The following is a 24,825-nucleotide window of genomic DNA, read 5'->3' as shown; positions in this document are numbered from 1 at the left end:
TTAAGCAACGTATTACGACAGTAAACAGTGGCGTGTTTCGTTCAGGTGACAGCTGAGGAAGCTTTGAGTAAAAGGCGCATTTTGAGCTTTAACGAGATGCTCGCCCGTCTGTCATGCGCTTGAAACCTGGAGGGGTCCACCATGGGAAGACGCCGTTTCTGCTTGGGAATCACCGCTGTCCCCGTCTGGAGGTTCGATGCCGCAGGTCCTGGATCACACCAGCATTCCGGCCTGGGCTCTGGAGCCCACGGTGCAGTCGGTGGACGCCCGTGCCGCTCAGTGCACGATTCTGTCCTACGACGCGGCCCGGGTGGCTGGGGAGTGGGGCAGCAGTCTCGATGCCCAGGGTGTCCGACACCGGGTTCTGCCGTTCACCCCGGCCGGCTCGTTCGCAGCGGGATCTCAGCGAGAGCGTGATGTCGCCCTCGCCGAGGAGCGGCGGACCCTGGCGGTCGAAGTGGAGCGCGCCGTCGTCGGTTGGAGGCTGTTGATCGCAGGTGCGCTGGCAGACGTCCTTCGTGTTCGTGCGCTCGCCCTGCAGTCGGGCCTGATGGACGCGGAGATCGTCATCGGGACCACCAGCGTGAAGGTCATCCCGGTGACCTGTGCTCACTGTGAGGCCACCACGGTCACCCAGGCAGCAGCTGCACAGGTGATCACCTGCGGGGGCTGTCAGCTCCCCCTGCTGGTGCACCATCACGTGTCTCGCCTGAAGGGCGCCTTCCTGGGGTACAAGAACGACGCTGAGGTCTCGGTGTCGGACAGTGAGGGCCCACGATGACCACGCTGCAGCTTGAGGTCACGGCGATATCCGATGCCTCTGCGCAGGTGCGGACCCTGACCTTGGCCCGACCGAACCGCTCGTGGCTGCCCTCCTTCACGCCGGGGAGCCACCTGGTGCTCGAGTGTGGGCCCTCCGTCAATGCCTATTCGCTGATCGGCGACTCTCAGATGCCGGTCAGCTACACCGTGTCGGTGCTCAGGCTGCCCACTGGCCGAGGAGGGTCCAGCTGGCTGCACGAGCGCCGGCCGGGGGACTTCGTCACCGCCCGGCCTCCGCGTTCGATGTTCCCACCGATGCAGAACGCCCGCAGACACCTGCTGATCGCCGGTGGCATCGGTGTGACCCCGATCCTGTCCCACCTGCGGGCAGCCGCCCGTTGGGGACACCAGGCGGAGGTCCTCTACTCGCACAGGCCCGGCGTCGGCGCCCATCTCGAGGAGCTGCGTGAGCTCGCCCCAGGATCTCTCCGGTGCTTCACCCGGCGTGGAGAGTTCCTCACCGCCCTGCAGGAGAGCCTCGGGCGGCAGCCGATGGGAACCCATCTGTACTGCTGCGGACCGGAGGCCTTCATGGATGCGGTCTGTCGTGGGGCTGAGGAGTTGGGGTGGCCGGAGGGACGCATCCACACCGAGCGCTTCGGCTCGGATGCCCTGGATCCCGGGGCACCCTTCGAGGTGGTCCTCCGCGACTCACAGCGCACCGTCACCGTAGCGCCGGGACGAAGCATGCTCGAGGCGCTCGAAGAGACCGGCATCCCGGTTCCGAATCTGTGTCGACAGGGCTTCTGCGGGGAGTGCCGCATCCCGGTCACCGCCGGCACGCCGCTGCACCGAGATCACTACCTCGAAGACCAGGAGAAGGCGGCCAACGACTCCCTGATGTGCTGCGTCTCTCGGGCGCAAACGGATGTTCTGGAGGTTCCGCTATGAACACCGTCGTGGCATCTGACCTGGTGAGCACGTTTCCCTTCCCCTTTCCCCAGGACACCTATCGATACTCCACCAACGTCGAGCGCGCCGCTGCTGCGGTGGAGACCTCTGCCGGGCAGTGGGGTGAGGGCGTCGTCCACATCGACAGCGAGTATGCCCGCGAGCTCGCTGAACGTCAGGCCGTCCTCGCCAGGGACCCCTCCCGACTCCAGGTCCTGCCGCATATGCGCCCCGCCGCCTGGGACGCGATGCTCACGATCATGCGGGAACTGGCGTTCGCCCACCCGGAGCAGATGACGCTCGGGCGCGAGGGTGAGGCCTTCGTCTGGACCAACCGCCTGCTGGGCATCGAAGAACGGTTCACCTACGGAGACGACGCGACCCTCCCCGCGGAGCCGCTGAAGTTCATCGGCGCCCAGGTACAGGAGGACATCGCTCTGCTCGATCAGCGCGAAGGTCAGCTGTACGTGGACGCGGGGCTGGTCACCTTCGCCGCCGACTGGTCCTTCGGCTTCGACGTGGGCATGAGCTTCCTCGAGATCCACGGACCGGTGCCACGCGTGCATCAGGCCGGTGTGATCGCACGCGCGCAGAAGTTCCTGATGCGCCTGCAGGCAGATGAGCCCTACCGTCGGACGAACTGGTCACTGACGGTAGGACGCCGACTGGACGTCTCCACAGAGACCTATCCCGAGTGGGGGCCGGATCGGACCCGGATCCTCACCGTGGACGACGACGCCTTCGGGGCTGAAGTCCATCTGCGGGTGGAGGTCCAGCATCTGGTGCGCCTGCCCGAATCCGGCTCTGTCATGTTCCTGATCCGCACGTACCTGCTGCCCCTGGAGGCCATTGCAGAGGTCGAGCCTTGGCGAGCTCGACTCCGTGCGGTGCTGGCGGAGCTCCCTGAGGACATGGCTGACTATAAGGGTTTCATCGGCTACCGCGACCGTGCCGTGCAGTGGCTCTCCGACCGGGTGCTGGACAAGGACTGAGGCGCGGTATGCAGGTCTCGATCCTCTGCCGATCGGAGTTGTTCGCCGCCCGGCGCGAGGGTGAGGCATGCCGGCCAGAGGATGTCTTCCAAGGCTGGACCCGCCACGACCGACTCGGGGTCGTGATGACCGCCCCCGTGGGCGCCGGCATCCTGATTCAGCTCGGGGCGGCCCTGTCCTGCGAGGCGGCTCCCAGTCCCCGGCGTGATCCGTATCCACCTCTGTTCCTCTTCCATCTCGGGCGAGCCTCGGGGACTTCTGCGCCATGGAGGCCTGGCCTCCGAGGCGCGAGGTCTTCCTGCCGGCAGATCCCTAGGAGTTGCTCGGCGCGCTCGCCGATCGCGGAATCACCCGCGTGCTGCTTCCTGAGGCTCCCGAACCCCGAGTCGTGCTCGCGGCGCCGTCGGCGGCGCGAGAGCTGCCTTGGGTCCAGCTTTCACCCAGCGGCTGGACCGATGCATCTCATCTTCGAGAGCAGCTGGAGTCTGCCTACCTCTACTCGCCCGAGGGACGGACCGACCGCACGGACACCACCCTGAGCAGCGACGACGCAGATGGCGAAGTCATGGTGGAAGACGTCCCGGAGCCCACCGGTGCCACCACGGGTTCGCCAGCCGTGATGATGAGGCGCTGCTGGAGGTCGGGGCAGGTCTGAGCTCAGGGGCACCACCGCGATCCAGGCCTACCGGTGACTCTCACCGGACCAGGTGTTGGCCCTTTTCGTCAGCCAGGCGGACACCCGCTGAGACCTTTTGGCACTCACAAAGAAGCAATCCACTCAGGAGGAACCATGGAACAGCAGCTGTTAGGCGACATGACCAAGACCGGATCCATCCACAAGGTGACCGGGGCCAAGGCGAACATCCCCTCGATGCAGGAGCCCGGAGTCGAGGCGTTCATCGGTGATGCCCTGATGAACCCAGCGGGTGCCCGGATGTGCAGCGGGTTCTTCGAGCTCAAGGCCGGGGAGCCGCTTGAGTACGAGTACACCTATGACGAGATGAAATACGTCGTCAAGGGCCAGTTCAAGCTGACCGACTTGAAGACCGGCGAGCAGGTGGTGGCCAACGAGGGTGAGATCCTCTTCTTCCCCAAGGGCACCCCTGTCCTGTTTGAGACGGACGACTATGCCTTGGGATTCTTCACCGGTGACCGTGACTTCGCGGCGTAGGCCGCGAGGCCGCTGAGGAGTTCCCAGCGACATTGCGCATAGCAGTGATCGGCGCCCGTCCGAGCGGTAAGGCACAGCTCCGCGCTTTCGCCTCGGCCGCGGCAGAGGGCCTCGAGATCCCCGAAGTGGTCTGTTTTCGGGCGGGGGTCAGGGACTGGGTGCGATTCTCCACCGTCGTGCGCAGCGTTGTCCCGCAGAACCCGGGAGGGGTTCCTCGTCACGTCGGAGCACCTCCCCACTCAGGTGGAGTCGGCAGAACACTTCGACGACGCCGTCGTCGCCACGGGGCACTTCTGATTCCCCAATGTGACGCTCTTCGTGGGGATCGAGTCCTTCCCCGGATCGGTGGTCCACGCGCATGTCTTCCGCGGGGCGGAGGGCCTGGACGGGAAGGACGTGCTCGTCGTGGGGTCCAGCCACCGGACCGAGTCGCTGGGCTTCGGCGCGGCCGCCCTCCCTCGAGGAGGGGCCTCTGCTGGAGCGCTTCCAGGGGCGCACTGCGCAGTTCCGCGACGGGAGAACGCGTGGCTTCGACGCCGTCATCCTGGCCACGGGCTACCGGCGTCACTTTCCGTTCCTGGAGCGGGAGATCAGGCTGCAGAAACCGAACACCCAGGCTCTACAAGGGTGTGCTCTCTGAGGAGGTCCCGCACATCCATTACCTGGAGATGCAGGATCAGTGGTTCACCTTCAACATGTTCGACGCCCAGGCATGGCTGGTCCGGGACCTCGTCCGGGACCGTCTGGAGCTGCCCGGGTCCCAGGAGCGTCGTCGGGACGTCGAACGCTGGCTGGCCCGGCTGGACCGGATCCAGACGGTGCGCGAAAACGTCGAATTCCAGGCGGACTAGATTCGGGGCCTGATCGAACTCACGGACTATCCGATGTTCGATCTCGCTGCTCTCGTCGAGATCTTCCTGGAATGGAAGCACGACAAGACGGAGAACATCCTCACCTACCGAGATCGATGTCATCGCTCCGTCATGACGCAGACTCAGGCGGTCCCGCACCACACTGCGTGGGTGGATGCGTTGGATGACAGCTCGGCCGAATATCTCTGGGCAGCCGAGGTTCCGTCCTCCCTATGATCCGTAGACTGGCCCGATGAGACTGGGAGCCATACCGGGTGCGACGCCGGACAAATGGGTGACGCGCTGGCGCGAGCGGTACCCGGACTTCGCGCTGAGCGTGGACCGCTTCGACGAGGCGGGTCAGCTGGAGCGGCTGCGTGCCGGCACCGTGGACGTCGGCTACATTCGGTTTCCCGAGGACACGCCGGCTCCCACCGGTGAGGACCTGCACAGGGTCTGGCTCTACCGCGAGGCCCCAGTGGTCTGCGCCTCCCGCGATCATTGGGTGGCCGCCGCCGAGAGCTCAGTGACCTGGGAGGAGATCGCCGCGGAGCCGTTCTTCGACCCGGAAGAGATGCGCCCCGCAGCAGAGCCGGAGCAGACCACCGCCGCCGAGGACGTCCACACACCCAAGCAGGGAGCCGATCTCGCGGCGGGTGAGCGGATGGCACTGGAGGTTGTCGCCTCAGGTGCCGGACTGGTGCTCCTGCCGAACTCGGTGGCCCGGATGCTGGCCCGCCGGGACATCGTGATCCGCGAGATCGAGGGCATTCCCGGCTACGACGTGGGCCTGGCCTGGCTCCGCGAGGCCGACGGTCCGGTGATCCAAGAGTTCATCGGGGTGGCGCGCGGGCGGAAGCCCGGCAGCGGCCGCAGCGAGATCAGCAGCGGCGTCGAGCCGAAGTCCGCGTCGAAGTCCGACTCGAAGTCCGGGTCGGCCTCTGGTGCGAAGCCCGAGTCGAAGCAGAAGCCCAGCCCTAAGCGGGCAGCTGCTCGCGCAGCGCCCGGGCGCTCGCGGCCGGGTCAGAAGCCTGGGTCACGGCGCGGACAACCACCACGCGGTCGGCGCCGGCCGCGGTGACCTCGCCGATGTTGGTCTCATCGATCCCGCCGATCGCGAAGAAGACCTTCGAGCTCTCCAGGCTCGCCGCCTGGGCGGGCAGCTCGAGTCCGACGGCGGCGCGGCCCGGCTTCGTCGGGGTCTCCCAGATCGGCCCGGTGCAGTAGTAGTCCAGGCCGATGTCGGAATCGGCCTCCTGGACCTGCTCGATGCTCTGGCAGGAGCGGCCGATGACCACATCGTCGCCCAGGACCATTCTGGCCTCTTCCGTGGTCAGGTCATCCTGGCCGACGTGGAAGACGTCGACCCCGGTGATCAACGCGACGTCGGCGCGATCGTTCGCCGCAGAGAGCCCGCCGTATTCATTGGCGACCTGGCGCAGCAGGGTCAGCGCGGCGATCTCGGTCTGCACCGCCACACCCTTATCGCGAATCTGGATGATGTCCACGCCGCCGGTGTAGGACGCGACGAAGAACTCGCGCATCGCGTCGAAGTCCAGCTCATCCACCGGCCCGGCCTCCGGGCGGGTGATGAAGCGTTGCAGGTCGGTGCAGACGTAGAGCCGGGCCGAGACCAGGCGATCACGGCGCAGGTGGCCCATGTGGGAGGGGTGCGGAGTGTGTGCCATGGCCTCAGTGTCCTTCATGTCTCCACAGTAGGGCACCCCTGGGGGCTGTGCAGCGACTCAGATCCGAGATCGCGGGGCAGGCCAGGACTCAGAGCTCCGGCCAGGACCCATGTCAGGTCCTGGCCGCAGCGTTTATTCGCCTTCAGCTCGTCGGCCGAGGCCGGGTGTTCAGGCCTTGGAGACCAGGGTCAGGAACGCCTGGTTGAAGTCATCAAGATCATCGGGGGTCCGGGAGGTGACCAAGCGATCGCTGACCACGGCTGACTCGTCCACCCATTCGGCGCCAGCATTGGTGAGGTCAGTCTTCAGGGATGGGTAGCTCGTGACCCGGCGGCCCTTGACCTGCTTGATGTCGGTGAGGATCCAAGATCCGTGGCAGATCGCAGCCACGGGCTTCTCGGCGGCGAAGAACGCGGAGACGAAGGTCTTGGCGTCCTCGTTGATCCGCAGGCTGTCAGCGTTCAGGGTGCCGCCGGGCAGGACCAGCCCGTCGTAGTCGGCTGCTGAGGCGGAGCCCAGCTGGACGTCGACGTCGAAATGGTCCGAGTGGTTCCAGTCCCCCTCCATCGCCTGCAGGGACTTCTGGTTGGGGGAGACGATCTTGGCGGTCCCGCCGGCGGCCTTGATGGCGGCGATGGGCTCCGTGAGCTCCGGCAGCTCGACGCCGTCGGTGACCAGCAGTGCGATGGTCTTGCCGGTGATCTGTGGTGAATTCTCAGCCATTATGATGCTCCTTGGAATCGGTGGTCAGGTCCATGAGGGCCCGCTGCACCTGTGGAATCTAACCGGTGGCGCTGGTCGATGGCAACGCGCCTCCTGCACGCGAGCTGAAGGTGATGCGCGCTCGCGCGAGCCTGGGTGCTCGCCTGAGCTGGCGTGACGAGGGTCAGAGGACCTGGGAGATCTGTGCGAAGTCGAAGCGCTCTCCGCGCGGGTACTGGGCGTCTTCGTCGGTGCTGGGGCCGTGGCCCACGTTGAGCACCATCAAGGTCTTCCAACCCGTGTCCGCGTGGACCTCGGCGTCGACCCCTGGGGCGTCGAGTCCGGCCATCGGCCCGACGTCGAGGCCGAGGGCGCGCAGTGCCACGATGAAGTACCCGGCCTGCATGAAGGCGTTGTCGCGGCCCATCTTCTCGCGGAACTCGAGGCGCCCGGCGAACTTCTCGCGCAGCCCCTCGGCCTGGGGGTAGAGCGTGGGCATGTGCTCATGCCAGTTCGGGTCATAGGCGAGGACCACGGTCAGCGGTGCCGCGTAGGTCTTCTTGCCGTTGTCGCCCTTGAAGTGCTCGACGACGGCGTCGCGCCGTTCTCCGGGGTTCAGCACGGTCAGGCGCATCGGCTGGCAGTTCATGGAGGTCGGAGCCCAGCGGGCATCCTGGTAGGCCTGCTGGATCAGCGCCAGGTCCACCGCGCCCTCGGAGAAGAGGTTCGTGGTGTGGCGGCCTTCGAAGAGTTGATGCATGGTCTCGCGGTCCACTGCTGCAGTCGCCGTGGGCATGTGGGCTCCTCGTGCTCGTCGATGTGCGGTTGAAGATGCCGGTTGCGGCACTATCAACACCAACGCCGAAGGCTTGGGAGTTCTTCCCTCCGCCGCTCCATCCCGCCTCTTCCTCATCTATCGCATGCCTATGCCATGTCCCATCGCTATTCGCGGAAATAACGATGGGACATGGCATAGCGATGCGACAGACGGGCGGGGCCCGGTTGAGGGACGGGCGGGCGTCGGGTTTGGGTGCGGGTTTGGAGCGTGGCCCGGGAGGGCGGCGCGCGTGACCCCGGCGCACCTGGTAATCTCGAACCCTGGCCGCAACCGGCCAGAATGCGGGCGTAGCTTAATGGCAAAGCTTCTGCTTCCCAAGCAGACGACGCGGGTTCGATTCCCGTCGCCCGCTCTGTGAACACCAGGGCGAACACCGCAGTCGTCGGCGCTGGCGTGATCGGGCTTCTGACCGCCTGGCAGCTGCGTCTGACCGGACATGACGTCACCGTCATCGCCCCTTCCATCGCCCAGGACGCCTCCTACGCCGCCGCCGGAATGCTGGCTCCGATCAGCGAGGTCCAATACGGCCAGGATGATCTCTGGCCGATCATGAGCGCCTCCCGCGCGGAGTATCCCCAGTTCCTCGCCACGCTCTCCCGCGCCACCGATGTGCCCACCGGATATCGCGAGAACGGCACGCTGCTCATCGCTGCCGACCGCTCCGACCGGGACGCGGTCGCCGAGCTCGCGGTGGTCCAGCGAGAGCACGGCATGGAGGTCATCGCGCTGACCAGCTCCGCGCTGCGCCGCCGCGAGCCGGGCCTGGCGCCTGGACTCTCCAAGGGCTGGGACGTCCCCAGTGATCATCAGATCGACCCGCGCCAACTGGTGAGCGCCACCCAGGCCGCGCTGGAGGCCGAGCTGGACCCGAGTCAGTTCCCCGGCGCCGGGGCCCCCGCCCGCTGGCTCACCGGCACGGTCACCGCCATCGACGAGTCAGCGGCCGCAGCTCCCGCCGCACCCAACGAACCAAACGCCCCGGCTCCGCGCTTCACCCTCACCATCCAGGACGGCGCGGCGCACCCGTTCCGCGCAGTGATGCTGGTGCCTGGCCTCGGCTACTCCGAGATCACCGGCCTGACCGAGGACTGCCCGCTGGACCTGCGCCCGATCCTCGGCGACGTGCTGCGCCTGCAGGTCAACCCGGCGCAGCTCATGCGCGGGGAATCCCACATCCTGGAGGCCACCGTGCGGGCGAAGGTCAACGGCCGCTCGGTCTACCTGGTCCCGCGCGCCGACGGGGGACTGGTGATCGGAGCCTCCACCCGCGAAGACAGCCTCACCGGCACCCACGCCGGATCCGTCCAGGAGCTGCTCAGCGACGCCGTCGCCGTGCTGCCCGCGGTCAAGGACATGGAGCTGACCGAGATCACCACCCGCGCCCGCCCAGGCACCCCGGACGAGCGGCCCTTCCTCGGGGAGCTGCGCCCCGGACTGGTGGTCTCCACCGGTTACTCCCGCCACGGGATCCTGCTCGCCCCGCTGGCCGCCCGGCTCGGCGCATCCCTGCTGGGTCCGGGATGGCTGGGCCCGGAGCCGGAGCCGGAGCCGGAGTCGGAGCCGGAGCTGGAGCCGGAGCCGCGGGAGCCGGCGTCGCCGGAATCCGCGGGGGAGCTCAGCGCAGCGGACCAGCAGCTCCTTGCGAGCATGCGGCTCACCCGGCACCGGGGCTGACTCACTAGACTGGACCAGGCCCGCGTCGCACCGGCGGCGCGTCCCTGGATCGGACCAGGAACACACCCGGCCCGGGCTGTGTTGTGCCAAGACCACCCGCACCTGATGACATGGAGAACCATGCTCACCGTCCGCATCAATGAAGAACCCGTGACGCTGCCCGAGGATGCCACCGTGGTGGACGCCGTCGCCGCGACCACCGGGCGCAGCCTCAACCCCGACGGCACCCCCGCCGACGGCGGAAGGCTCGGCGTCGCCGTCGCCCTCGACGCCGCCGTCGTCCCGCGCAGCCGCTGGTCCGCCACCACCCTGACCGGCGGCGAAGACCTCGAGATCGTCACCGCCGTCCAGGGCGGGTGAGAAGAGAGCCTATGAACACCCCACTCGCCACAGCAGACCTGCCCACCGTTCAGGTCGGTGACTACACGCTGAACAACCGCCTGATCATGGGCACCGGCGGCATCACCGACCTCGACGCGCTCGAACGCGCCCTGCTCGCCTCGGGCACCACGCTGACCACCGTGGCCATGCGCCGATACAGCCCCGAGACCAAGACCTCGGTGTTCTCGATGTTGGAGCGACTCGGCATCGACATCCTGCCCAACACCGCAGGCTGCTACACGGTCAAGGACACGGTGCTCACCGCCGAGCTGGCCCGCGAGGCGCTGGAGACGAACCTGATCAAGGTCGAGGTCATCGCCGATGAGCACACCCTGCTCCCGGACGTGATCGAGACCCTCGAAGCCACCGAACAGCTCGCCGACCGCGGATTCATCCCGATGGTCTACACCTCCGACGACCCCGCCGTCGCGCTGCGCCTGGAACAGGCCGGCGCCGCCGCGGTGATGCCGCTGGGGGCCCCGATCGGCACCGGCCTGGGCATCCTGAACCGGCACAACATCGAGCTGATCACCTCCCGTGCCAGCATCCCGGTGGTCCTCGACGCAGGCATCGGCAGCGCCTCCGAGGCCGCCCTGGCCATGGAGCTCGGCTGCGACGCGGTGCTGGTCGCCTCCGCGGTGACCCGCGCCCAGCGCCCCACCGAGATGGCCACCGCGATGCGGATGGCCGTGCACGCCGGATACCTCTCCGCGCGTGCGGGCCGGATCCCGCGACGCGAACACGCCCTGGCCTCCTCCGGCATGGACGGCCGGATTTCCCCGATCGACGAACTCACCTGAGGACCCTGCCCCACGATGAATGATCTCTCCCAGTTCTCCCGCTCCCAGATGGAGCGGTTCCAGCGGCACTTCTCCCTGGACGGCTTCGGTATCGAGGCCCAGGCGAAACTGCTGAACTCCCGCGTGGTGGTCATCGGCGCCGGGGGTCTGGGTGCCCCGATCCTGACCTACCTGGCCGCCGCCGGGGTGGGCACCATCGAGGTGATCGATCACGATGTGGTGGACCGCTCCAACCTGCACCGTCAGGTGATCCACTCCGAGGGCAGCATCGGGGAGCCCAAGACCGCCTCCGCCGCGGCGGTGATGCGCGGGCTGCACCCCGAGATCGTCATCCATGAGCACCGGGAGCCGATCACGGCCGCCAATGCGCTGGAGCTGATCAACGAGGCCGATATCGTGGTGGACGGCTCGGACAACTTCACGACCCGCTATGTGGTCGCCGATGCCTGTGAGATCGCCGATAAGCCGATGGTCTCCGGGTCGATCCTGCGCTTCGCCGGCCAGGTCAGTCTCTTCTGGGCCGGTCACGGTCCCGCCTACCGTGATCTCTACCCCGAGGCTCCCGACGCCGGGGAGGTCCCCACCTGTGCTCAGGCCGGGGTGCTCGGCGTGCTGCCCGGGGTGATCGGCTCGATCATGGCCACCGAGACGATCAAGTTCCTCACCGGCATCGGTGAGACCCTGCTGGGCCGGGTGTTGATCTATGACGCGCTGGATGCCAGCTTCCGCGAGATCAGCCTGCACCCGGATCCTGAGCGGGTGCCGGTGACCAGCATCGGCGCCGACGTCGCGGGACTCGGCGGGTTCAGCGAGGATGCCCCCGCCGCGGCAGCCGCCCCAGCCGCCCCAGTCGCCCAGGCTCCTGCCGCCCCAGCCCCGGACGCCGTCGAGCAGCCTGAATCGGAGCCCGCAGCAGATCAGCCCGCCGACGTCGAGGACCTCGACTTCAACCCCTTCACCGGGGATCCCAAGCTCGCGGACGAGCTCACCCCGAAGGAGCTGCGTGAGCTCATCGACGCCGGAGCGATCGGTGGGATCGTTGATGTCCGGGAGCCCTGGGAGCACCAGATGGGCACCATCGAGGGCGCGGTGAACGTCCCGCTGCGCGATCTCTGGGCCGACGACGCCGGAGTCTCGGGCCTCGAGGATGACGCCGGAAGACCTGTGGTGCTCTACTGCAAGATCGGGGTCCGCTCCCGTCAGGCGCTGGAAGTGCTGCGCCAGCGCCACCCGCAGGCGCAGCTGCGCAACCTCATCGGGGGCTATGAGCTTTACAGACAGCTCTAAGCCTTCCCCGGTGCGGTACTTTAGTAGCGTGAGTGCATACCTGGCGGTCATCGGAGAATGCCTGGTAGATGTCGTCCATTCGGAGACATCTGCCCCTAAAGCGCACGTCGGGGGCTCGCCGTTCAATGTCGCGGTGGGACTCGCCCGGCTGGAGCACGACGTGGTCTTCGCCGGTCGCCGCGGCGACGACGACTACGGCCGGATGATCGCGCGCAGCCTGCGAGCCCAGGGCATCACCGCCCTGCTCGACGCCGACGCCTCCCCGACCTCGGTGGCTCGGGCCACCTTGGACCCCACCGGGCAGGCCAGCTACGAATTCACCCTGGACTGGACGCTTCCCAGCGCCGAGGAGCTGGAGAACAAGTTCTGCGCCCTGGCCCGGGAGACCAAGCCTGCCGCCGCAGGCCCGGAACACGCAGGCCCGGAACACGCAGACTCGGAACACGCAGGCCCGGAGCGCGGTGACCCGGTCCAGGCCGGTCCGCTGGAGCACCTCCATGCCGGCTCGATCGGGGCGATGCTCCAGCCTGGCGCGGAGACGGTCAAGGGGGTGCTGGATCGGGCGCGGGTCGTCGCGACCATCTCCTATGACCCGAACTACCGCCCCACCCTGGTGCCCAACCGCGAAGAGGCCCGGCGGCAGGCCGAGGAGTTCATCGCCCGCGCCGACGTCATCCAGGCCTCCACCGATGATCTCGATCTGCTCTACCCCGAGCGCAGCCACCGCGAGACCATGGAGGCCTGGATGCAGCTGGGGCCCGCCCTGGTCACCGTCACCCGCGGGCCTTCCGGGGCGATGGGGCTGACCCGAGCCGGCTTCGCCGAGCAGGAGGCCTTCTCCATCGAGGTGGCCGACACGGTCGGCGCCGGGGACTCCTTCATGGCCGCCACGCTCTCCACGCTGCGCGGAATGCATCTGCTCGGCGCCTCCCGGCGTGAAGCGCTGCGGGAGATCAGCACCGACCAGCTGGCCACCGTGCTGCGCACCGCCGCCCGTGCCGCGGCGATCAACTCCTCCCGCTTCGGTGCCCAGCCGCCCACCGCGGACGAGCTTGCCCAGGCGCTCGAGAGCTGAGCCGATGACCGAGCTCTCCTTCCCCGCCTCCGTTCCGACGCTCACCGGCGGACCGGTGCACCTGATCGCCAGCGACATCGATGGGACCATCCTCAGCTACACCCACACCCACTCCGGCACGGTCTCGATGCGCACCGTCGAGGCGTTTCAGGCCGCCCAGTCGGCAGGGGTCCGGGTGGTGCTCGTCACCGGACGCCCGGTGCGCTGGCTCAAGCACATCAGCCAGACCCTCGGGGCGCCGGGGACCGTGATCGCCTCCAACGGAGCGGTCATCTACGACCTCGCCGCCGACCGGCTGATCCACGAGTCCGCGCTGGACGCCGAGGCGCTGTTCAGCGTCAAGGACATGATCAGCCAGATTGATCCCCGCGCCTCCTTCGCGGCCGAGACCCTCCAGCACCTGCACATGGAGGAGCCCTTCATCGCCGGCTCGCTGTTCTTCGAAGCCGACCGCCGCCGCGCCGCCGGCGTCACCGAGGAGGACCTGCGGCTCGGACCGCTGGACGAGACCCTGGAGCGCGACGGGCTCAGCAACGCGGCCCAGACCCCGGGAAGTGACGTCACCAGCGCCCACGTGACCGACCGGGTCGTGAAGCTGCTCTGCAAGACCGACACCATGGCCCCGGATGAGTTCCTGGGCCGGGTCCAGGGGATGGTCGGGGACCTGCTCACCGTCACCCATTCCGCTCCCGGGGTGAGCCTGCTGGAGCTCTCCGCCCCCGGGGTGAACAAGGCAGCCGGCCTGGCCCGCTACGCCGCCTCCCAGCAGATCGATCAGGAACGTGTCGTCGCCTTCGGGGACATGCCCAATGACATCGAGATGCTCCGCTGGGCCGGCACCTCGTGGGCCGTCGGCTCGGCCCACCCGGAGGCGCGCTCTGCTGCGAACCACACCGCAGCCTCCTGTGACGAGGACGGCGTGGCGCAGGTGATCGAGAAGCTGCTCGCCGGAGAGCTCTAGATGCCCAGGCTCTACCGCCGGCCCGCCTACCGGGATGTTCCGTACCTGTTGAACTCCCGGCCCGGCCCGCTGCACCATCGGCCGCTGGCCTTCGCGCACCGCGGCGCCGATCCGCGCCGGGAGAACACCATGGGCGCGTTTCGCCACGCGGTCGAACTCGGCTATCGCTACCTGGAGATCGACGTCCGCACGGCCGCCGACGGCACCCTGGTGGTCTTCCACGACGAGGAGCTGGACCGCGCTACCACCGGAAGTGGCCGGCTGAGCGAGAAGACCTGGGCGGAGCTCGCCGAGCTGCGGGTAGGCACCGGAGACGACGTCAGCGAACCTCTGGTGCGCTTTGAGGAGCTGCTGGACGCCTGGGACGACGTCCATCTCAACGTCGACCTCAAGGACGCCGCCGCGGTCACCGAGTTCGTGCGTCTCGTGGAGGAGCACCAGGCTCACGACCGGGTGCTCGTCGCCAGCTTCAACGATGCTCGACGCCACCGTGTCCGACGTCGGCTGACCCGGCCGGTCACCGCCTCCGGTGGCTGGGCGGCCACCGCGCTGATCGTGCTGCTGGGCCCGCTGGGGCTGATCGGCCGGCTCGGCGGTCGCATCGCCGAGATCGACTGCGTACAGGTCCCGGTCTCCCAGGGCCGGGTCCGGGTCGTGACCCCGCGCTTCGTGCAGCGCTGCCACCGGGCGGGCCTTCAGGTCCACGTCTGGGTGGTCGATGAGCCTGCCGAGATGCGCGAGCTCTTGGACATGGGCGTGGACGGACTGATCACCGACGACGCCGAGGCGCTCGCCGAGGTCATGCGGGAGCGCTCCGTCTGGCCGCAGCGCTGATCCACTCCGGAGGGCAGGTCAGCGCAGGTCGGTGCAAGCCTCACTCCCAGGTCGGGTCGTGTGTGTCGATGCCTTCGATGACGGACTGGATCTCATCCAGCTGCGCCTGGCTGCGCTCATGGCCCGGAAGCACCTGCGCCCAGCCGTCCACCGCGACGTCGCCGAAGTTGTGACCGTGGCTGGGCGGCACCGCCTCGCTGACCAGCATGTCCGCCACCAGATGCATGAACGTGACACCGGGGATCCAGCGCATCGAATCGCTGACATCGGCGCCGCGTCCACCGGAGTCCGCTGGCCCGCTCAGCCATTCGGGGGAGCGATAGATCACCGCTGGATCCAGCCAGGTGATCGGGTCGGTGGCGTGCTGGAGATAGCCAAGGCGAGGCTCTCGCCATGAACCCTCCGGCGCGGCGAAGTCGCCGGGCTTGGACTGCCAGCGCACCCGCTCTCCGTCCCGATAGATCGGCTGCCAGACGGGACTCCCGGGATCCCGGTTCGCCTGCAGGGTTCGCCACGGCTCGGAGGTCGCCGGCGGACCGGTGAACAGCGCCGCGTCGGTGCGCGCCAGCAGGTCCTCCAGACTCTCGAAGCTGCCAGACATGCCCAGGGCGCCCAGACTCAGCCCGTAGACCACCAGCCGGGGCCGCTCCGCCTCGGGCAGCGCCTGCCACCGCGCGTGGACCGCGTCGAACAGCGCCTGGCTCGAATTCTGGGGAAGTTCGGGGTCGAACAGGAACGAGACCCAGCTGGGCTGCACCGAGTACTGCATCGACGCGGCGGCGGTGTCCCCGGCATAGAGGTACTCCAGAGCCGCGATCGCCTGCGGCTCGAGCCAGCCGGAACCGGTGGGCGTGGCGACGAGCAGCACCTCACGGTCGAACCCGCCGTGGCGCTCGAGCTCCTCGACGACCAGCTCCGCCCGGGCCTGCATGTCTGCTCCCTGCGACAGTCCGGCGTAGGCCCGGACCGGTTCCTCTGCCGAAGTGCCGGTGACCTGCGCGATATGCGCCGCGCTGGGACCGCCACCGGTGAAGGCGCGGCCCTGTCGGCCCAGCCCGTCCCAGTCCGCGGCCGATCCAGGTCCGCCGGAGCGGCCGGGCAGCACCGGGGGCGAGCTGCCCTCAAGCGTGCCGGCATCGCGGTCCTGATAGATCCGCCCGACGACGCCGAGCCCACCGCCGATCAGGCCCAGGACCAGGGCGAGCACCGCGGCGACGGCCGTGGTCCGCGAGGCCCAGCGGGTCCGTCGCGCGGAACCCCCTCGGCGTGCCACCCAGCGTCCCACCGCGTCGCGCAGCGCGGTGATCGCCTTGGCGATCCCGAAGACCAGGAGCATCGTCGTGGCCATGCTCACCAGGAACGCGGCGTGCCCGGGGCCGTCGACCGGTTCCATCTCCACCAGTTCGCGGACCTCGTTCTGCCAAGAGACCACCAGCGCCCCGTAGCCCATCACGTAGATGAACAGCCCCACGCCGATGGCAGCGGCGAGGCCCCCCGCGCGAAGCGGTGAGCGCCCTTCCCGCCCGCCGCGAGTGGAGTCGGCAGGAGCGTCCGGGCCTGCCATCGACCTGGGCCATCTGCCGGAGAGACGCCGAGCCAGAGCCCGGACCGCGGCGCGCACCGCGAACCCGAGCTGGAAGCCGACCATGAACCACAGCCCGGCCATGACGCCCTGGAAGACCGTCGGGCGGGGCACCAGCGATGGAGTCAGCGCGAGGGAGGCCAGTGCCAGGGCGCAGATCAGGTGGATCAGGTGTGCTCGCAGGAAGGCGGCACCGCGTGCAGAGAGCTTCGCCATGCCGTCCACCTCTCGGTTCCCGATCCACCACGGCGCGGCCCTGGACCGGGCTGTGCCGGCCCACCACGTCGATCCGTGAGCGAAGTCTAAGCGTGCCAGGGTCCATTGCGGCAGAGCCGGGTCTGACCTGGCGAGGCATTGCCTCACCGGCGCTGATCTGGTCCCGCAGGAGGAGGCCCTGCCCAGGCGCGGCTTCTAGACTGAGACTGTGAATCCCTTCAACTCCGCGGTCGCGCTCCGCCTCCTGACCGAGAGCAACCCCGTCTGGGCCTGGGCGATTGCGGTCACCGCAGTAGGGCTGCTGGTGGCGGCACTGATGGTGCTGGTCCAGGACTCGGGCAAGACCGGCAGACACACCACGATCTGGGGCGCGGTGATCTTCCTGCTGCCGATCATCGGGCCTGCGATCTACCTGGTCTCGGAGACCGTGCGCTACCGCCGCGAACATGGCCGCCCGGAGAAGGGCATGGTGGAGAAGTACGCGCCCGAGGAGGTGGCGCAGCGCCGTGAGGAGGCCCGGCGAGCAGCCGGGCAGGAAGCAGCCCGGCAGGAAGAAACCGGGCGGGAAGAAGCCGGGCAGGAAGAAGCCGGGCCGGCGGAACGGGGCAGAGGCCGCGATGCCGCCGCTGACTGATCCCCAGGGGGCCAGGACCCGCACCCGGCAGCGGTTGATCGATGCCCTGGTCAAGGTCTTGCCGCTGCTGGTGCTGATGCTGTTCTCGCACTCCGGCGGCAGGCGCTCCTTCAGCGAGATCGGGATCGAGGTCCCCTGGTATGCGGGGATCATCGTCGAGACCCTGTGCATCCTGCCGCTCGCCTTCTCACGCACCAACCCCGGAGCGGCCGCCGGGTTCATGGCGGTCTTCTGCGCCGGGCAGCTGGTGATCGGCGCGGCGCCGGGAGTCTCCGCACTCGCCGTGCCGCTGGCGGTCTATGCGTGCGCGAAATACGGCACACCGCGCGTCTCTTGGAGCTATCTCGCCGTGGCGCTGCTCGGGGCCGCGGCACTGGGCGCCTATTTCGTGTACCTGGACCTGTACTACATGCAGCAGTACGACTATGGCGGCGAGTGGACAGACTCGCTGGGCGGAGCCGGACTCACCGGCGGCTTCGCCGGCGCCATCGCTCTGGTCTTCTGGCTCGCCGGGCACCTGGCCGGCCGTCGTCGTCGAGAGCTCGAGGCCATCTCGGAGCGCAACCAGCTGCTCATCCGTGAGCGGGACCAGGAGGCGCGGCTGGCCGTCGACGCCGAGCGGATGCGCATCGCCCGGGAGCTCCACGATGTGGTCTCGCATTCGATGTCGGTGATGATCGCCCAGGCAGACGGCGGAAGGTACGTGCTGCAGCAGCACCCGGACCGCGCCGAGGCCGCCTTCGCAACGATCAGCGATACCGGACGCGAGGCGCTGACCGAGATGCGCCGGATGCTCGGAGTGCTGCGCGAGGAGGAGGGTGCCCTCCAGAAGCGCCCCGCGCCGGGAGTCGACGACCTGCCCCAGCTCATCGACGATGTCACCGCCTCGGGCCTCCCGGTCCGACTGCACATGCTCAGCGAGTCCATCCCCCGGCTGCCCGAGGGTGTGGGCCTCGCGGCCTACCGGATCGTCCAGGAGGCGCTGACCAACACGCTCAAGCACGCTGGCCCGCAGGCCCAGGCCGAGGTCTGGGTCGCCACGGCGGCGGAGTCCGAGCCGGCACTGATGCTGGAGATCCGCGATTCCGGCCTGGGTGAGGCGACGGCGGACGACGGCGCCGGCTCCGGACTGCTCGGCATGGCCGAACGGGCCCGGCTCTATGGCGGCACTGTGACGACCCGGGCGCACGCGGGCGGCTTCGACGTGCTGGCCCGCTTCCCGCTGCGCACTGCGGCAGCCGCATCGCCTGGAGGGTCCGCCGCTGAGGCGAATCCTTCGAACCATGGCCGGGAGAACCCATGATCACCGCTCAGAATGCCTCCTCGAACCCCGAGGAGAACCCCTCCTCCAACTCTAAGCAGAACCCAGGGCAGAACACCGGATGGGGCGCTGCAGCGGAGACCGGACCGGCGAAGATCCGGATCCTGCTCGCCGATGATCAGGCGCTGCTGCGCGCCGGGTTCGCGATGGTGATCGACTCGCAGCCGGACCTGCAGGTGGTGGAACAGGCCGCCAACGGCCAGGACGCGCTCACCGCAGCCGGCGTGCACCTTCCCGATGTCGTGCTCATGGACATCCGGATGCCGATCATGGACGGACTCGAGGCCACCCGGAGGATCACCGAGGATGCTGCACTGTCGAAGACCCGGGTGATTGTGCTGACCACCTTCGACACCGACGAATACGCCCTGGAGGCGCTGCGCGCGGGGGCCTCCGGCTTCCTGCTCAAGGACGTGAAGCCCGAGGCGCTGCTGGACTCCATCCGCACGGTCACCACCGGCGGAGCGGTGATCGCCCCGACCACCACCCGCAGGCTGCTGGACTCCACTCTGCGCGAGGGTGGCCGACGGCGCAGCCCCGATGCCGGGCAGCAGCAGCGGCTGGATCGGCTGACCAATCGGGAGCGGGAGATCCTGCTGGAGCTCGCCACAGGAGATTCCAACACCGAGATCGCCGCCCGGCTATTCGTTTCCGAGGCCACCGTGAAGACCCATGTGGGGCAGGTGCTCGCGAAGCTGGAGGTGCGCGACCGGGTCCAGGCCGTGGTCTTCGCCTACGAGACCGGGCTGGTGGCCTGAACCGGCGCTGCCGCCGAACTCCCGCACCGCCGCAGCTCATCCTGCAGGATGAGGTCCGGACCGGCCTGTGGTCCGATGTGGGAGCACCCCGCCCGTTCGTAGTGTGAAGTCCATGATCACCACACTGACTCCCGCGCTGCGCGCCAGGGCGCTGAACAAGACCTACGGCGCCGAGGACGCGGCGGTCCACCCGCTGCGCGACCTCTCGATCGAGTTCCCCGCCGCGAGGTTCACCGCGGTGATGGGGCCCTCCGGCTCCGGGAAATCCACCCTGCTCCATGTGCTCGCCGGACTGGACACCGCCGACGACGGCGAGGTGATCCTGTCCTCGGAGCGCGGCGAGACCACCTTGACCGGGCTCAACGAGAAGCAGCTCACCCGGGTCCGCCGCGAGAGCATCGGGTTCATCTTCCAGGCGTACAACCTGGTCCCGGCGATGACCGCCGAGGAGAACATCCTGCTCCCGACCAACCTGGGCGGCGGATCCGTGGACCGTACCTTCTACGAGCAGGTCATCGACCGGCTCGGGCTCGCCGACCGGTTGAAGCACCGTCCCTTCGAGCTCTCCGGTGGTCAGCAGCAGCGCGTGGCGGTGGCCAGGGCGCTGGTGGGTCGGCCCGCGGTGATCTTCGCCGACGAGCCCACCGGCAACCTGGACCAGACCACCGGCGCCGAGGTGCTTGGCCTGCTGCGCACCGCGGTGGACGAATTCGCCCAGACCGTCATCATGGTCACCCACGACGCCAATGCCGCCGCCCAGGCCGACCGCACCGTGCTGCTGGCCGACGGGCGAGTGGCCGGGACACTCGAGAGTCCGACCGCGGCACAGCTCGCCGCCGCGCTGATCGAGGCTGGCCGATGAGCCGCAACCCGGTGCTGCGGGTCAACCTGCGTTCGGCGGGCAGGAAGCTCTTCGCCGCCGGCGCCGCCGTCGCCATCTCCGTGGCGTTCATCGTGGCAGGAATCCTGATGCTGGACTCCTTCACCCGCGGCCTCACCCAGCAGATCGAGGCCGAGGCCGCCGGCAGCGACCTGATCATCGAGACCCACTGGGTCTCCGGCTGGGACGAGGAGACCCAGGAGCCGCTGCGCGAGGACGTGGCGCTCGCCGAAGCGATCCAGGAGCTTGATGGCGTGGCCGTGGCCGACGCCATCGGATCCGGCTACCTCAGCGAGCTGGCCGAGGACGGGAGCTCCACGATCGGCTTCCAGGTGGGCGAACAGTCGGCGACCCGGGCCGGTGAGATCGCTCAGGGGCGTGAGGCTCAGGCCGCGGACGAGGTCGTGATCAGCTCGGCGGCGCTCGAGGGCCGAGGTCTCGAGCTCGGCGACACCTTGACCGCCCAGGAGTTCGTCTACGCCGAGGGCGCGGAGGAGGGCGCCCCGGAGGATGCGGAGCCCACCGTGGTGGAGCAGGACTACACCGTCGTAGGCGTGCTGGACACCCAGGGTGCACCACGCGGCTACCTCACCGGCGCAGGGATGGAGCGGATGCCCGCCAGCCCCTCGCCGGAAGAGATCCGGGTGCAGCTCGCTGCCGAGGGGGAGGCCACTGCGGTGCAGTCTCAGATCCAGGAGCTGATCACCGAACAGGCCGCGGGCATGGATGAGGATCGGGCCACCAGCCTCACCACGCTGCAGGTGCAGACCACCGAGGAGATCGTCGATGCCCGCATGGCCCAGCAGTCGGGAAGCGCGAACGGGCTGGCCTACCTGGCCATCGGCTTTGGCAGCATCTCGGTCTTCGTCTCCGGGCTCGTCATCTCCAACACGTTCCAGGTGCTCGTCGCCTCGCGAGCGCGCACCCTGGCGCTGCTGCGCGCCATCGGTGCCACCTCTGTGCAGCTCAAGCGCGCGACCCTGCTCGAAGGCGGCCTGCTGGGGCTGATCGGCGGCGCGGCCGGCGTCGTGCTGGGCGCCGGCGCGGCGCTGGGCTTCTCGGCCATCGCCCGAGCAACCTTCGCCCCGGACCTCCCGCTGGCCACCCCGACGGTGCTCGCCGTCGCGGTGGGGCTCGGACTGGGTCTGGTGGTCACGGTGCTCTCCGCCCTGCTCCCGGCGATCAAGGCTGGACGCGTCTCACCGATGGCCGCGCTGCGCCCGGTCGGGCTGACCCCGGCAGCGGGGCGGCCGTCGAGGGCGCGCATCGTCATCGGACTGGTCCTGACGCTGGGCGGGTTCGCCGCGGTGCTGACCGCCGCGCTGCTCGCCGCAGGGGAGAACGTTCCACTGGGCCTGCCGGCGCCGCTGGTCGGGGTGGCCGGCGCCATGCTCGGCTTCTGCGGAGTCCTCGTGCTGGCCCGCCTGGTGGTGCCGCCACTGGTGGCGCATGGTGGCGCACTCCTGAGCAGGCTGCCCGGTCTGCGGGTCAACGCCCGGCTCGCCGGACGCAACGCCCAGCAGGTGCCGGGACGCACGACGGCGACCGCCTCGGCCCTGCTGGTCGGGGTCACCCTGGTGGGCACCATGATGGTGGGGGCCTCCACGGCGCAGACGGTGCTCTACGACGAGCTGGCCGAGCGCTACCCGGTGGAGGCTTCGGCGTCTGCGGTGGGTGAGGAGCTGGAGGCAGACCTCGCCGAGAGCGACCTCGTCGAATCCTTCAGCAGCGCCGCGGGCACTCCCGCCACGGTGGCGGGCGAGCTGGGCAGCACCGAGGGTCGAGTGATCCTTGTCGATGACGAGACCTTCGCAGAGGTGGCCCGCACGGAGGGCCTCGCTCCGGGCTCCGGTGAGGCGGTCCTCGCCCAACAGTTCAACGGTCAGGTCTTCTCCGGTGACGGTGCCGAGGTGGAACTCACGCCGTATGGGACGGCCTCCTCCGGTGCCAAGGACCAGGCGATCACCGTGGAGGCCTCCATCGCCTCATGGCTTCCGGCAGAGACGGTGCTGATCACCGCGGGATCCCTGCCCGGTGACGATCCGGCCCAGGCGGCATCTCCCTGGGCCTTCAGCGATGCGCAGGGCATCACGCTGATCCGTCTCGCCCAGGGCGTCGGCCCCGAGGAGTCCTACGGTCTGGCGGGGCTGCTGGAGGATCACACGGAGGAGTTCAACGACGTCGGGGCACTCATGCGTGCCAGCTACTCACAGACCATCGACATGGTGCTGCTGATCGTGCTGGTCCTGCTGGGAGCCTCAGTGCTGGTGGCGGTGATCGGGGTGAGCAACACGCTCTCGCTCTCGGTGCTCGAGCGTCGCCGTGAGGCAGCCCTGCTCCGGGCCGTCGGCATGAACCGCCGCTCGGTGGGGCAGATGATCACCATCGAGGCGCTGCTGCTGGCTTCAGCGGCGCTGTTGATCGGCACCATCCTCGCGGTGTTCCTTGGCTGGGCCGGTGTCGCCTCCATGGTGGCGCGCGAGGACTGGGCCGTTGCGGTGGAGATTCCGTGGCTGCGGCTGGTGATGCTGTGGGGGATCACGCTGCTCGCCGCCGCGCTCGCGGCGCTGCTCCCGGCTCGGGCGCTGTCGAAGGTGGAACCGGCCGCGGGACTCAGCGAGGACTGAGCTTCGATCCGGTGCACTGCGGCGGCGCTGGGGAGTCGCCGGGCACAGCAAGAGGGCGGGACCCGAATACTCGGATCCCGCCCTCTCAGGTGTTGCTAGATTCAGCGGATCACGTCACCAGGATCACGATGATCACGATGAGGAGGATGGCGGTCAAGCTGATCGGGAGGATACGTCCCATGTTTTTCTGCCTTTCGATAATGATGTGTCTGGTCGATCATAAGGTGTTTCGCTAACGTCTGCTGACGGCCCGGATGATGAAGAAGATTCCCACCACCACTAGGATCGCCAGAACGATGTTGAAGAACAGGTTTAGAACGATGCCAAACAGCCAGAGGGCGATCCGAAGGACCACCAGCATCAGCACGATGGAAATGACAATAGACAGTGCTCTATTGGCCATGAGTCCCACCCTACGGGGTTTTACCTGTGCAGTTGCTGGATGCCAGGGCGTCGACCCCCGGCTCAAGGGCGGTCAATCCTTTTTGACCTGGGGTGATGCTGGGTTCAATCAGTCTTCAGCGTCTGCCAGGGCTTCCACGTCGGAGAGTGATGCGTGGGGTGTGTGGTCAGGGACATAGCCGTTGAGGCGCAGTCCGTTCTCGATATCGAACAGGTGCACATGGTTCGGGTTCGGTTTGATCGTGACCCGCTCGCCGCGCATCGGGGGACGGCGTCCGTCCACCCGGACGATGAAGGGCTGGAAGGTCTTGATGCCGTCGGGAGTGCCAAAGATGAAGGCGTCGGCGCCGAGCTCCTCGACCAGGTCCACGGTCATCTGCAGGCCGGTCCCGTCGGTGCTGAGCTCCATGTCCTCGGGACGCACGCCCAGGGTGACCTGATCGCCGTGAGCCTTGTCCAGGTGGCCGTCGGGGATCGGGATGACGTCCTGGCCCACCACAACGCCCTGGCCCTGGATCTTGACCTGGAACAGGTTCATCGCGGGGGATCCGATGAAGCCGGCCACGAAGACGTTGGCCGGGTTGTCGTAGAGGTTGCGCGGGGAGTCCACCTGCTGCAGCACCCCGTCCTTGAGCACGCACACCCGGTCGCCCATGGTCATGGCCTCGACCTGGTCGTGGGTGACGTAGACGGTGGTGGTCTGCAGCTCGCGGGTCAGTGCGGCGATCTGCGTACGGGTCTGCACGCGCAGCTTGGCGTCGAGGTTGGACAGCGGCTCATCCATCAGGAACACCTTGGGGGAGCGCACGATCGCGCGGCCCATGGCCACGCGCTGACGCTGGCCACCGGAGAGAGCCTTGGGCTTGCGCTCCAGGTAGGGGACCAGGTCCAGGATCTCAGCGGCCTTCATCACCCGATCGGCCCGCTCCTCCTTGGAGACCCCGGCGATCTTCAGCGCGAAGCCCATGTTCTCGGCCACGGACATGTGCGGGTAGAGCGCGTAGTTCTGGAAGACCATCGCGATGTCGCGATCCTTGGGTGAGACGTGTGAGACGTCCTCACCCCCGATCATGATGGCTCCCTCGTTGACCTCTTCGAGGCCGGCGAGCATGCGCAGCGCGGTGGACTTGCCACAGCCGGAGGGTCCCACCAGGACCAGGAACTCGCCGTCGGCGATCTCGAGCTGAAGCTGATTGATGGCCGGTCGCGCGCCCGGAGTATAGATCCGGCTGGCGGAGGCATAGGTCACAGAAGCCATGATGATATGTCCCTTTCACGGGCAGGTACGTGCCCGACGATCCGTAGTGAAGGTGATTGTGGTGACACAAGACTCACGTGTGATGGGTCACATGTCTTGTGCATCACATCACAGCTCCCGGCAGAAGTCCAAAACCGGATCTTCGCCTTCCACCTTCCAACCCTCCAGCCGTCCTGGTCG

Annotated in this window: 25 protein-coding genes and 1 tRNA gene; 20 read left to right on the top strand and 6 right to left on the bottom strand. The window is 68.3% G+C overall.

Going from position 1 to position 24,825, the window contains the following annotated elements; genetic code table 11:
- Positions 1–196 precede the first annotated feature (196 nt).
- The 7 genes from EV640_RS02785 (at position 197) to EV640_RS02760 (ending at position 5,808) form a co-directional block, all read left to right on the top strand.
- Positions 197–781 carry a dimethylamine monooxygenase subunit DmmA family protein gene (locus EV640_RS02785; protein WP_133725725.1) on the top strand — a complete coding sequence of 195 codons (585 nt, stop codon included), beginning with the start codon at positions 197–199 and terminating at the stop codon, positions 779–781.
- Positions 778–1,713 carry a PDR/VanB family oxidoreductase gene (locus tag EV640_RS02780; RefSeq protein WP_133725724.1) on the top strand — a complete coding sequence of 312 codons (936 nt, stop codon included), beginning with the start codon at positions 778–780 and terminating at the stop codon, positions 1,711–1,713. Before EV640_RS02785 ends, EV640_RS02780 begins: the two co-directional genes overlap by 4 nt.
- Positions 1,710–2,705, top strand: a complete 996-nt coding sequence (locus EV640_RS02775; RefSeq protein ID WP_133725723.1) for a heme-dependent oxidative N-demethylase family protein — start codon at positions 1,710–1,712, stop codon at positions 2,703–2,705. Before EV640_RS02780 ends, EV640_RS02775 begins: the two co-directional genes overlap by 4 nt.
- Positions 2,706–3,495: 790 nt before the next feature.
- Positions 3,496–3,876 carry a cupin domain-containing protein gene (locus EV640_RS02770; protein ID WP_133725722.1) on the top strand — a complete coding sequence of 127 codons (381 nt, stop codon included), beginning with the start codon at positions 3,496–3,498 and terminating at the stop codon, positions 3,874–3,876.
- A 629-nt stretch (positions 3,877–4,505) separates the two neighbouring features.
- A complete protein-coding gene (locus EV640_RS13670; RefSeq protein WP_208292163.1) occupies positions 4,506–4,727 on the top strand; it encodes a hypothetical protein in 222 nt (73 codons plus the stop codon).
- A 33-nt stretch (positions 4,728–4,760) separates the two neighbouring features.
- On the top strand, positions 4,761–4,964 hold the full coding sequence (locus EV640_RS13665) for a hypothetical protein (protein ID WP_208292162.1): 204 nt from the start codon (positions 4,761–4,763) through the stop codon (positions 4,962–4,964).
- A 16-nt stretch (positions 4,965–4,980) separates the two neighbouring features.
- Entirely contained in the window at positions 4,981–5,808 is an 828-nt protein-coding gene (locus EV640_RS02760; protein ID WP_133725721.1) for a LysR family substrate-binding domain-containing protein, read from the top strand.
- Here EV640_RS02760 and thiE read toward each other — a convergent pair.
- The 3 genes from thiE to EV640_RS02745 form a co-directional block, all read right to left on the bottom strand.
- Positions 5,705–6,415, bottom strand: coding sequence for a thiamine phosphate synthase (thiE, locus tag EV640_RS02755; RefSeq protein WP_208292161.1), 711 nt, complete (start codon positions 6,413–6,415; stop codon positions 5,705–5,707). The genes EV640_RS02760 and thiE overlap by 104 nt on opposite strands.
- A gap of 168 nt (positions 6,416–6,583) precedes the next feature.
- Positions 6,584–7,138: a type 1 glutamine amidotransferase domain-containing protein gene (locus EV640_RS02750; RefSeq protein WP_133725719.1), complete on the bottom strand. Its 555-nt coding sequence runs from the start codon at positions 7,136–7,138 to the stop codon at positions 6,584–6,586.
- 163 nt (positions 7,139–7,301) lie between these two features.
- Positions 7,302–7,913, bottom strand: a complete 612-nt coding sequence (locus tag EV640_RS02745; RefSeq protein ID WP_133725718.1) for a malonic semialdehyde reductase — start codon at positions 7,911–7,913, stop codon at positions 7,302–7,304.
- 323 nt (positions 7,914–8,236) lie between these two features.
- On the opposite strand from EV640_RS02745, the gene EV640_RS02740 reads away from it, so the two are divergent.
- The 8 genes from EV640_RS02740 to EV640_RS02705 all read left to right on the top strand — a co-directional run bounded on the left by EV640_RS02740 (position 8,237) and on the right by EV640_RS02705 (position 14,967).
- Positions 8,237–8,307: transfer RNA gene (locus tag EV640_RS02740), tRNA-Gly, on the top strand.
- 2 nt (positions 8,308–8,309) lie between these two features.
- Entirely contained in the window at positions 8,310–9,629 is a 1,320-nt protein-coding gene (locus EV640_RS02735; protein WP_208292160.1) for an FAD-dependent oxidoreductase, read from the top strand.
- Between the two features lie 120 nt (positions 9,630–9,749).
- Positions 9,750–9,989 (top strand): sulfur carrier protein ThiS, encoded by a 240-nt coding sequence (gene thiS / locus EV640_RS02730; RefSeq protein WP_133725717.1) that lies wholly within the window; start codon positions 9,750–9,752, stop codon positions 9,987–9,989.
- Positions 9,990–10,000: 11 nt separating this feature from the next.
- Entirely contained in the window at positions 10,001–10,810 is an 810-nt protein-coding gene (locus tag EV640_RS02725; RefSeq protein ID WP_133725716.1) for a thiazole synthase, read from the top strand.
- Positions 10,811–10,825: 15 nt separating this feature from the next.
- Positions 10,826–12,097, top strand: coding sequence for a molybdopterin-synthase adenylyltransferase MoeB (moeB, locus tag EV640_RS02720; protein WP_133725715.1), 1,272 nt, complete (start codon positions 10,826–10,828; stop codon positions 12,095–12,097).
- A 28-nt stretch (positions 12,098–12,125) separates the two neighbouring features.
- Positions 12,126–13,172, top strand: coding sequence for a carbohydrate kinase family protein (locus EV640_RS02715; RefSeq protein WP_208292159.1), 1,047 nt, complete (start codon positions 12,126–12,128; stop codon positions 13,170–13,172).
- Between the two features lie 4 nt (positions 13,173–13,176).
- Complete coding sequence (locus EV640_RS02710) at positions 13,177–14,133, top strand: HAD family hydrolase (RefSeq protein WP_166645850.1); 957 nt, start codon at positions 13,177–13,179, stop codon at positions 14,131–14,133.
- A complete protein-coding gene (locus tag EV640_RS02705; protein WP_133725713.1) occupies positions 14,134–14,967 on the top strand; it encodes a glycerophosphodiester phosphodiesterase family protein in 834 nt (277 codons plus the stop codon).
- Between the two features lie 40 nt (positions 14,968–15,007).
- Here the strand turns inward: EV640_RS02705 and EV640_RS02700 are convergent, their stop codons facing one another.
- Entirely contained in the window at positions 15,008–16,765 is a 1,758-nt protein-coding gene (locus tag EV640_RS02700; RefSeq protein ID WP_133725712.1) for an alpha/beta-hydrolase family protein, read from the bottom strand.
- A gap of 208 nt (positions 16,766–16,973) precedes the next feature.
- Here EV640_RS02700 and EV640_RS02695 point away from each other — a divergent pair, with 208 nt between their 5' ends.
- The 5 genes from EV640_RS02695 (at position 16,974) to EV640_RS02675 (ending at position 22,985) form a co-directional block, all read left to right on the top strand.
- Positions 16,974–17,399: a PLD nuclease N-terminal domain-containing protein gene (locus EV640_RS02695; protein WP_133725711.1), complete on the top strand. Its 426-nt coding sequence runs from the start codon at positions 16,974–16,976 to the stop codon at positions 17,397–17,399.
- Complete coding sequence (locus EV640_RS02690; RefSeq protein WP_166645849.1) at positions 17,383–18,702, top strand: sensor histidine kinase; 1,320 nt, start codon at positions 17,383–17,385, stop codon at positions 18,700–18,702. Before EV640_RS02695 ends, EV640_RS02690 begins: the two co-directional genes overlap by 17 nt.
- A 119-nt stretch (positions 18,703–18,821) precedes the next feature.
- Positions 18,822–19,478, top strand: a complete 657-nt coding sequence (locus EV640_RS02685) for a response regulator (RefSeq protein WP_166645861.1) — start codon at positions 18,822–18,824, stop codon at positions 19,476–19,478.
- A 112-nt stretch (positions 19,479–19,590) separates the two neighbouring features.
- The gene (locus EV640_RS02680; RefSeq protein WP_133725708.1) at positions 19,591–20,340 is read left to right on the top strand and encodes an ABC transporter ATP-binding protein; all 750 of its coding nucleotides are present in this window, start codon (positions 19,591–19,593) and stop codon (positions 20,338–20,340) included.
- Positions 20,337–22,985: an FtsX-like permease family protein gene (locus EV640_RS02675; RefSeq protein ID WP_133725707.1), complete on the top strand. Its 2,649-nt coding sequence runs from the start codon at positions 20,337–20,339 to the stop codon at positions 22,983–22,985. The genes EV640_RS02680 and EV640_RS02675 overlap by 4 nt, the downstream gene beginning before the upstream one ends.
- A gap of 232 nt (positions 22,986–23,217) precedes the next feature.
- Here the strand turns inward: EV640_RS02675 and EV640_RS13530 are convergent, their stop codons facing one another.
- The gene (locus EV640_RS13530; RefSeq protein ID WP_166645848.1) at positions 23,218–23,388 is read right to left on the bottom strand and encodes a hypothetical protein; all 171 of its coding nucleotides are present in this window, start codon (positions 23,386–23,388) and stop codon (positions 23,218–23,220) included.
- A gap of 108 nt (positions 23,389–23,496) precedes the next feature.
- A complete protein-coding gene (locus tag EV640_RS02670; protein ID WP_036475671.1) occupies positions 23,497–24,645 on the bottom strand; it encodes an ABC transporter ATP-binding protein in 1,149 nt (382 codons plus the stop codon).
- Between the last annotated feature and the right edge of the window lie 180 nt (positions 24,646–24,825).

Origin of the sequence: Nesterenkonia aurantiaca, from assembly GCF_004364585.1 — a bacterium.
GTDB lineage: Bacteria > Actinomycetota > Actinomycetes > Actinomycetales > Micrococcaceae > Nesterenkonia > Nesterenkonia aurantiaca.
Note: the sequence above shows the minus strand (reverse complement) of the source record. Positions and strands in the feature narration are given on the sequence as shown.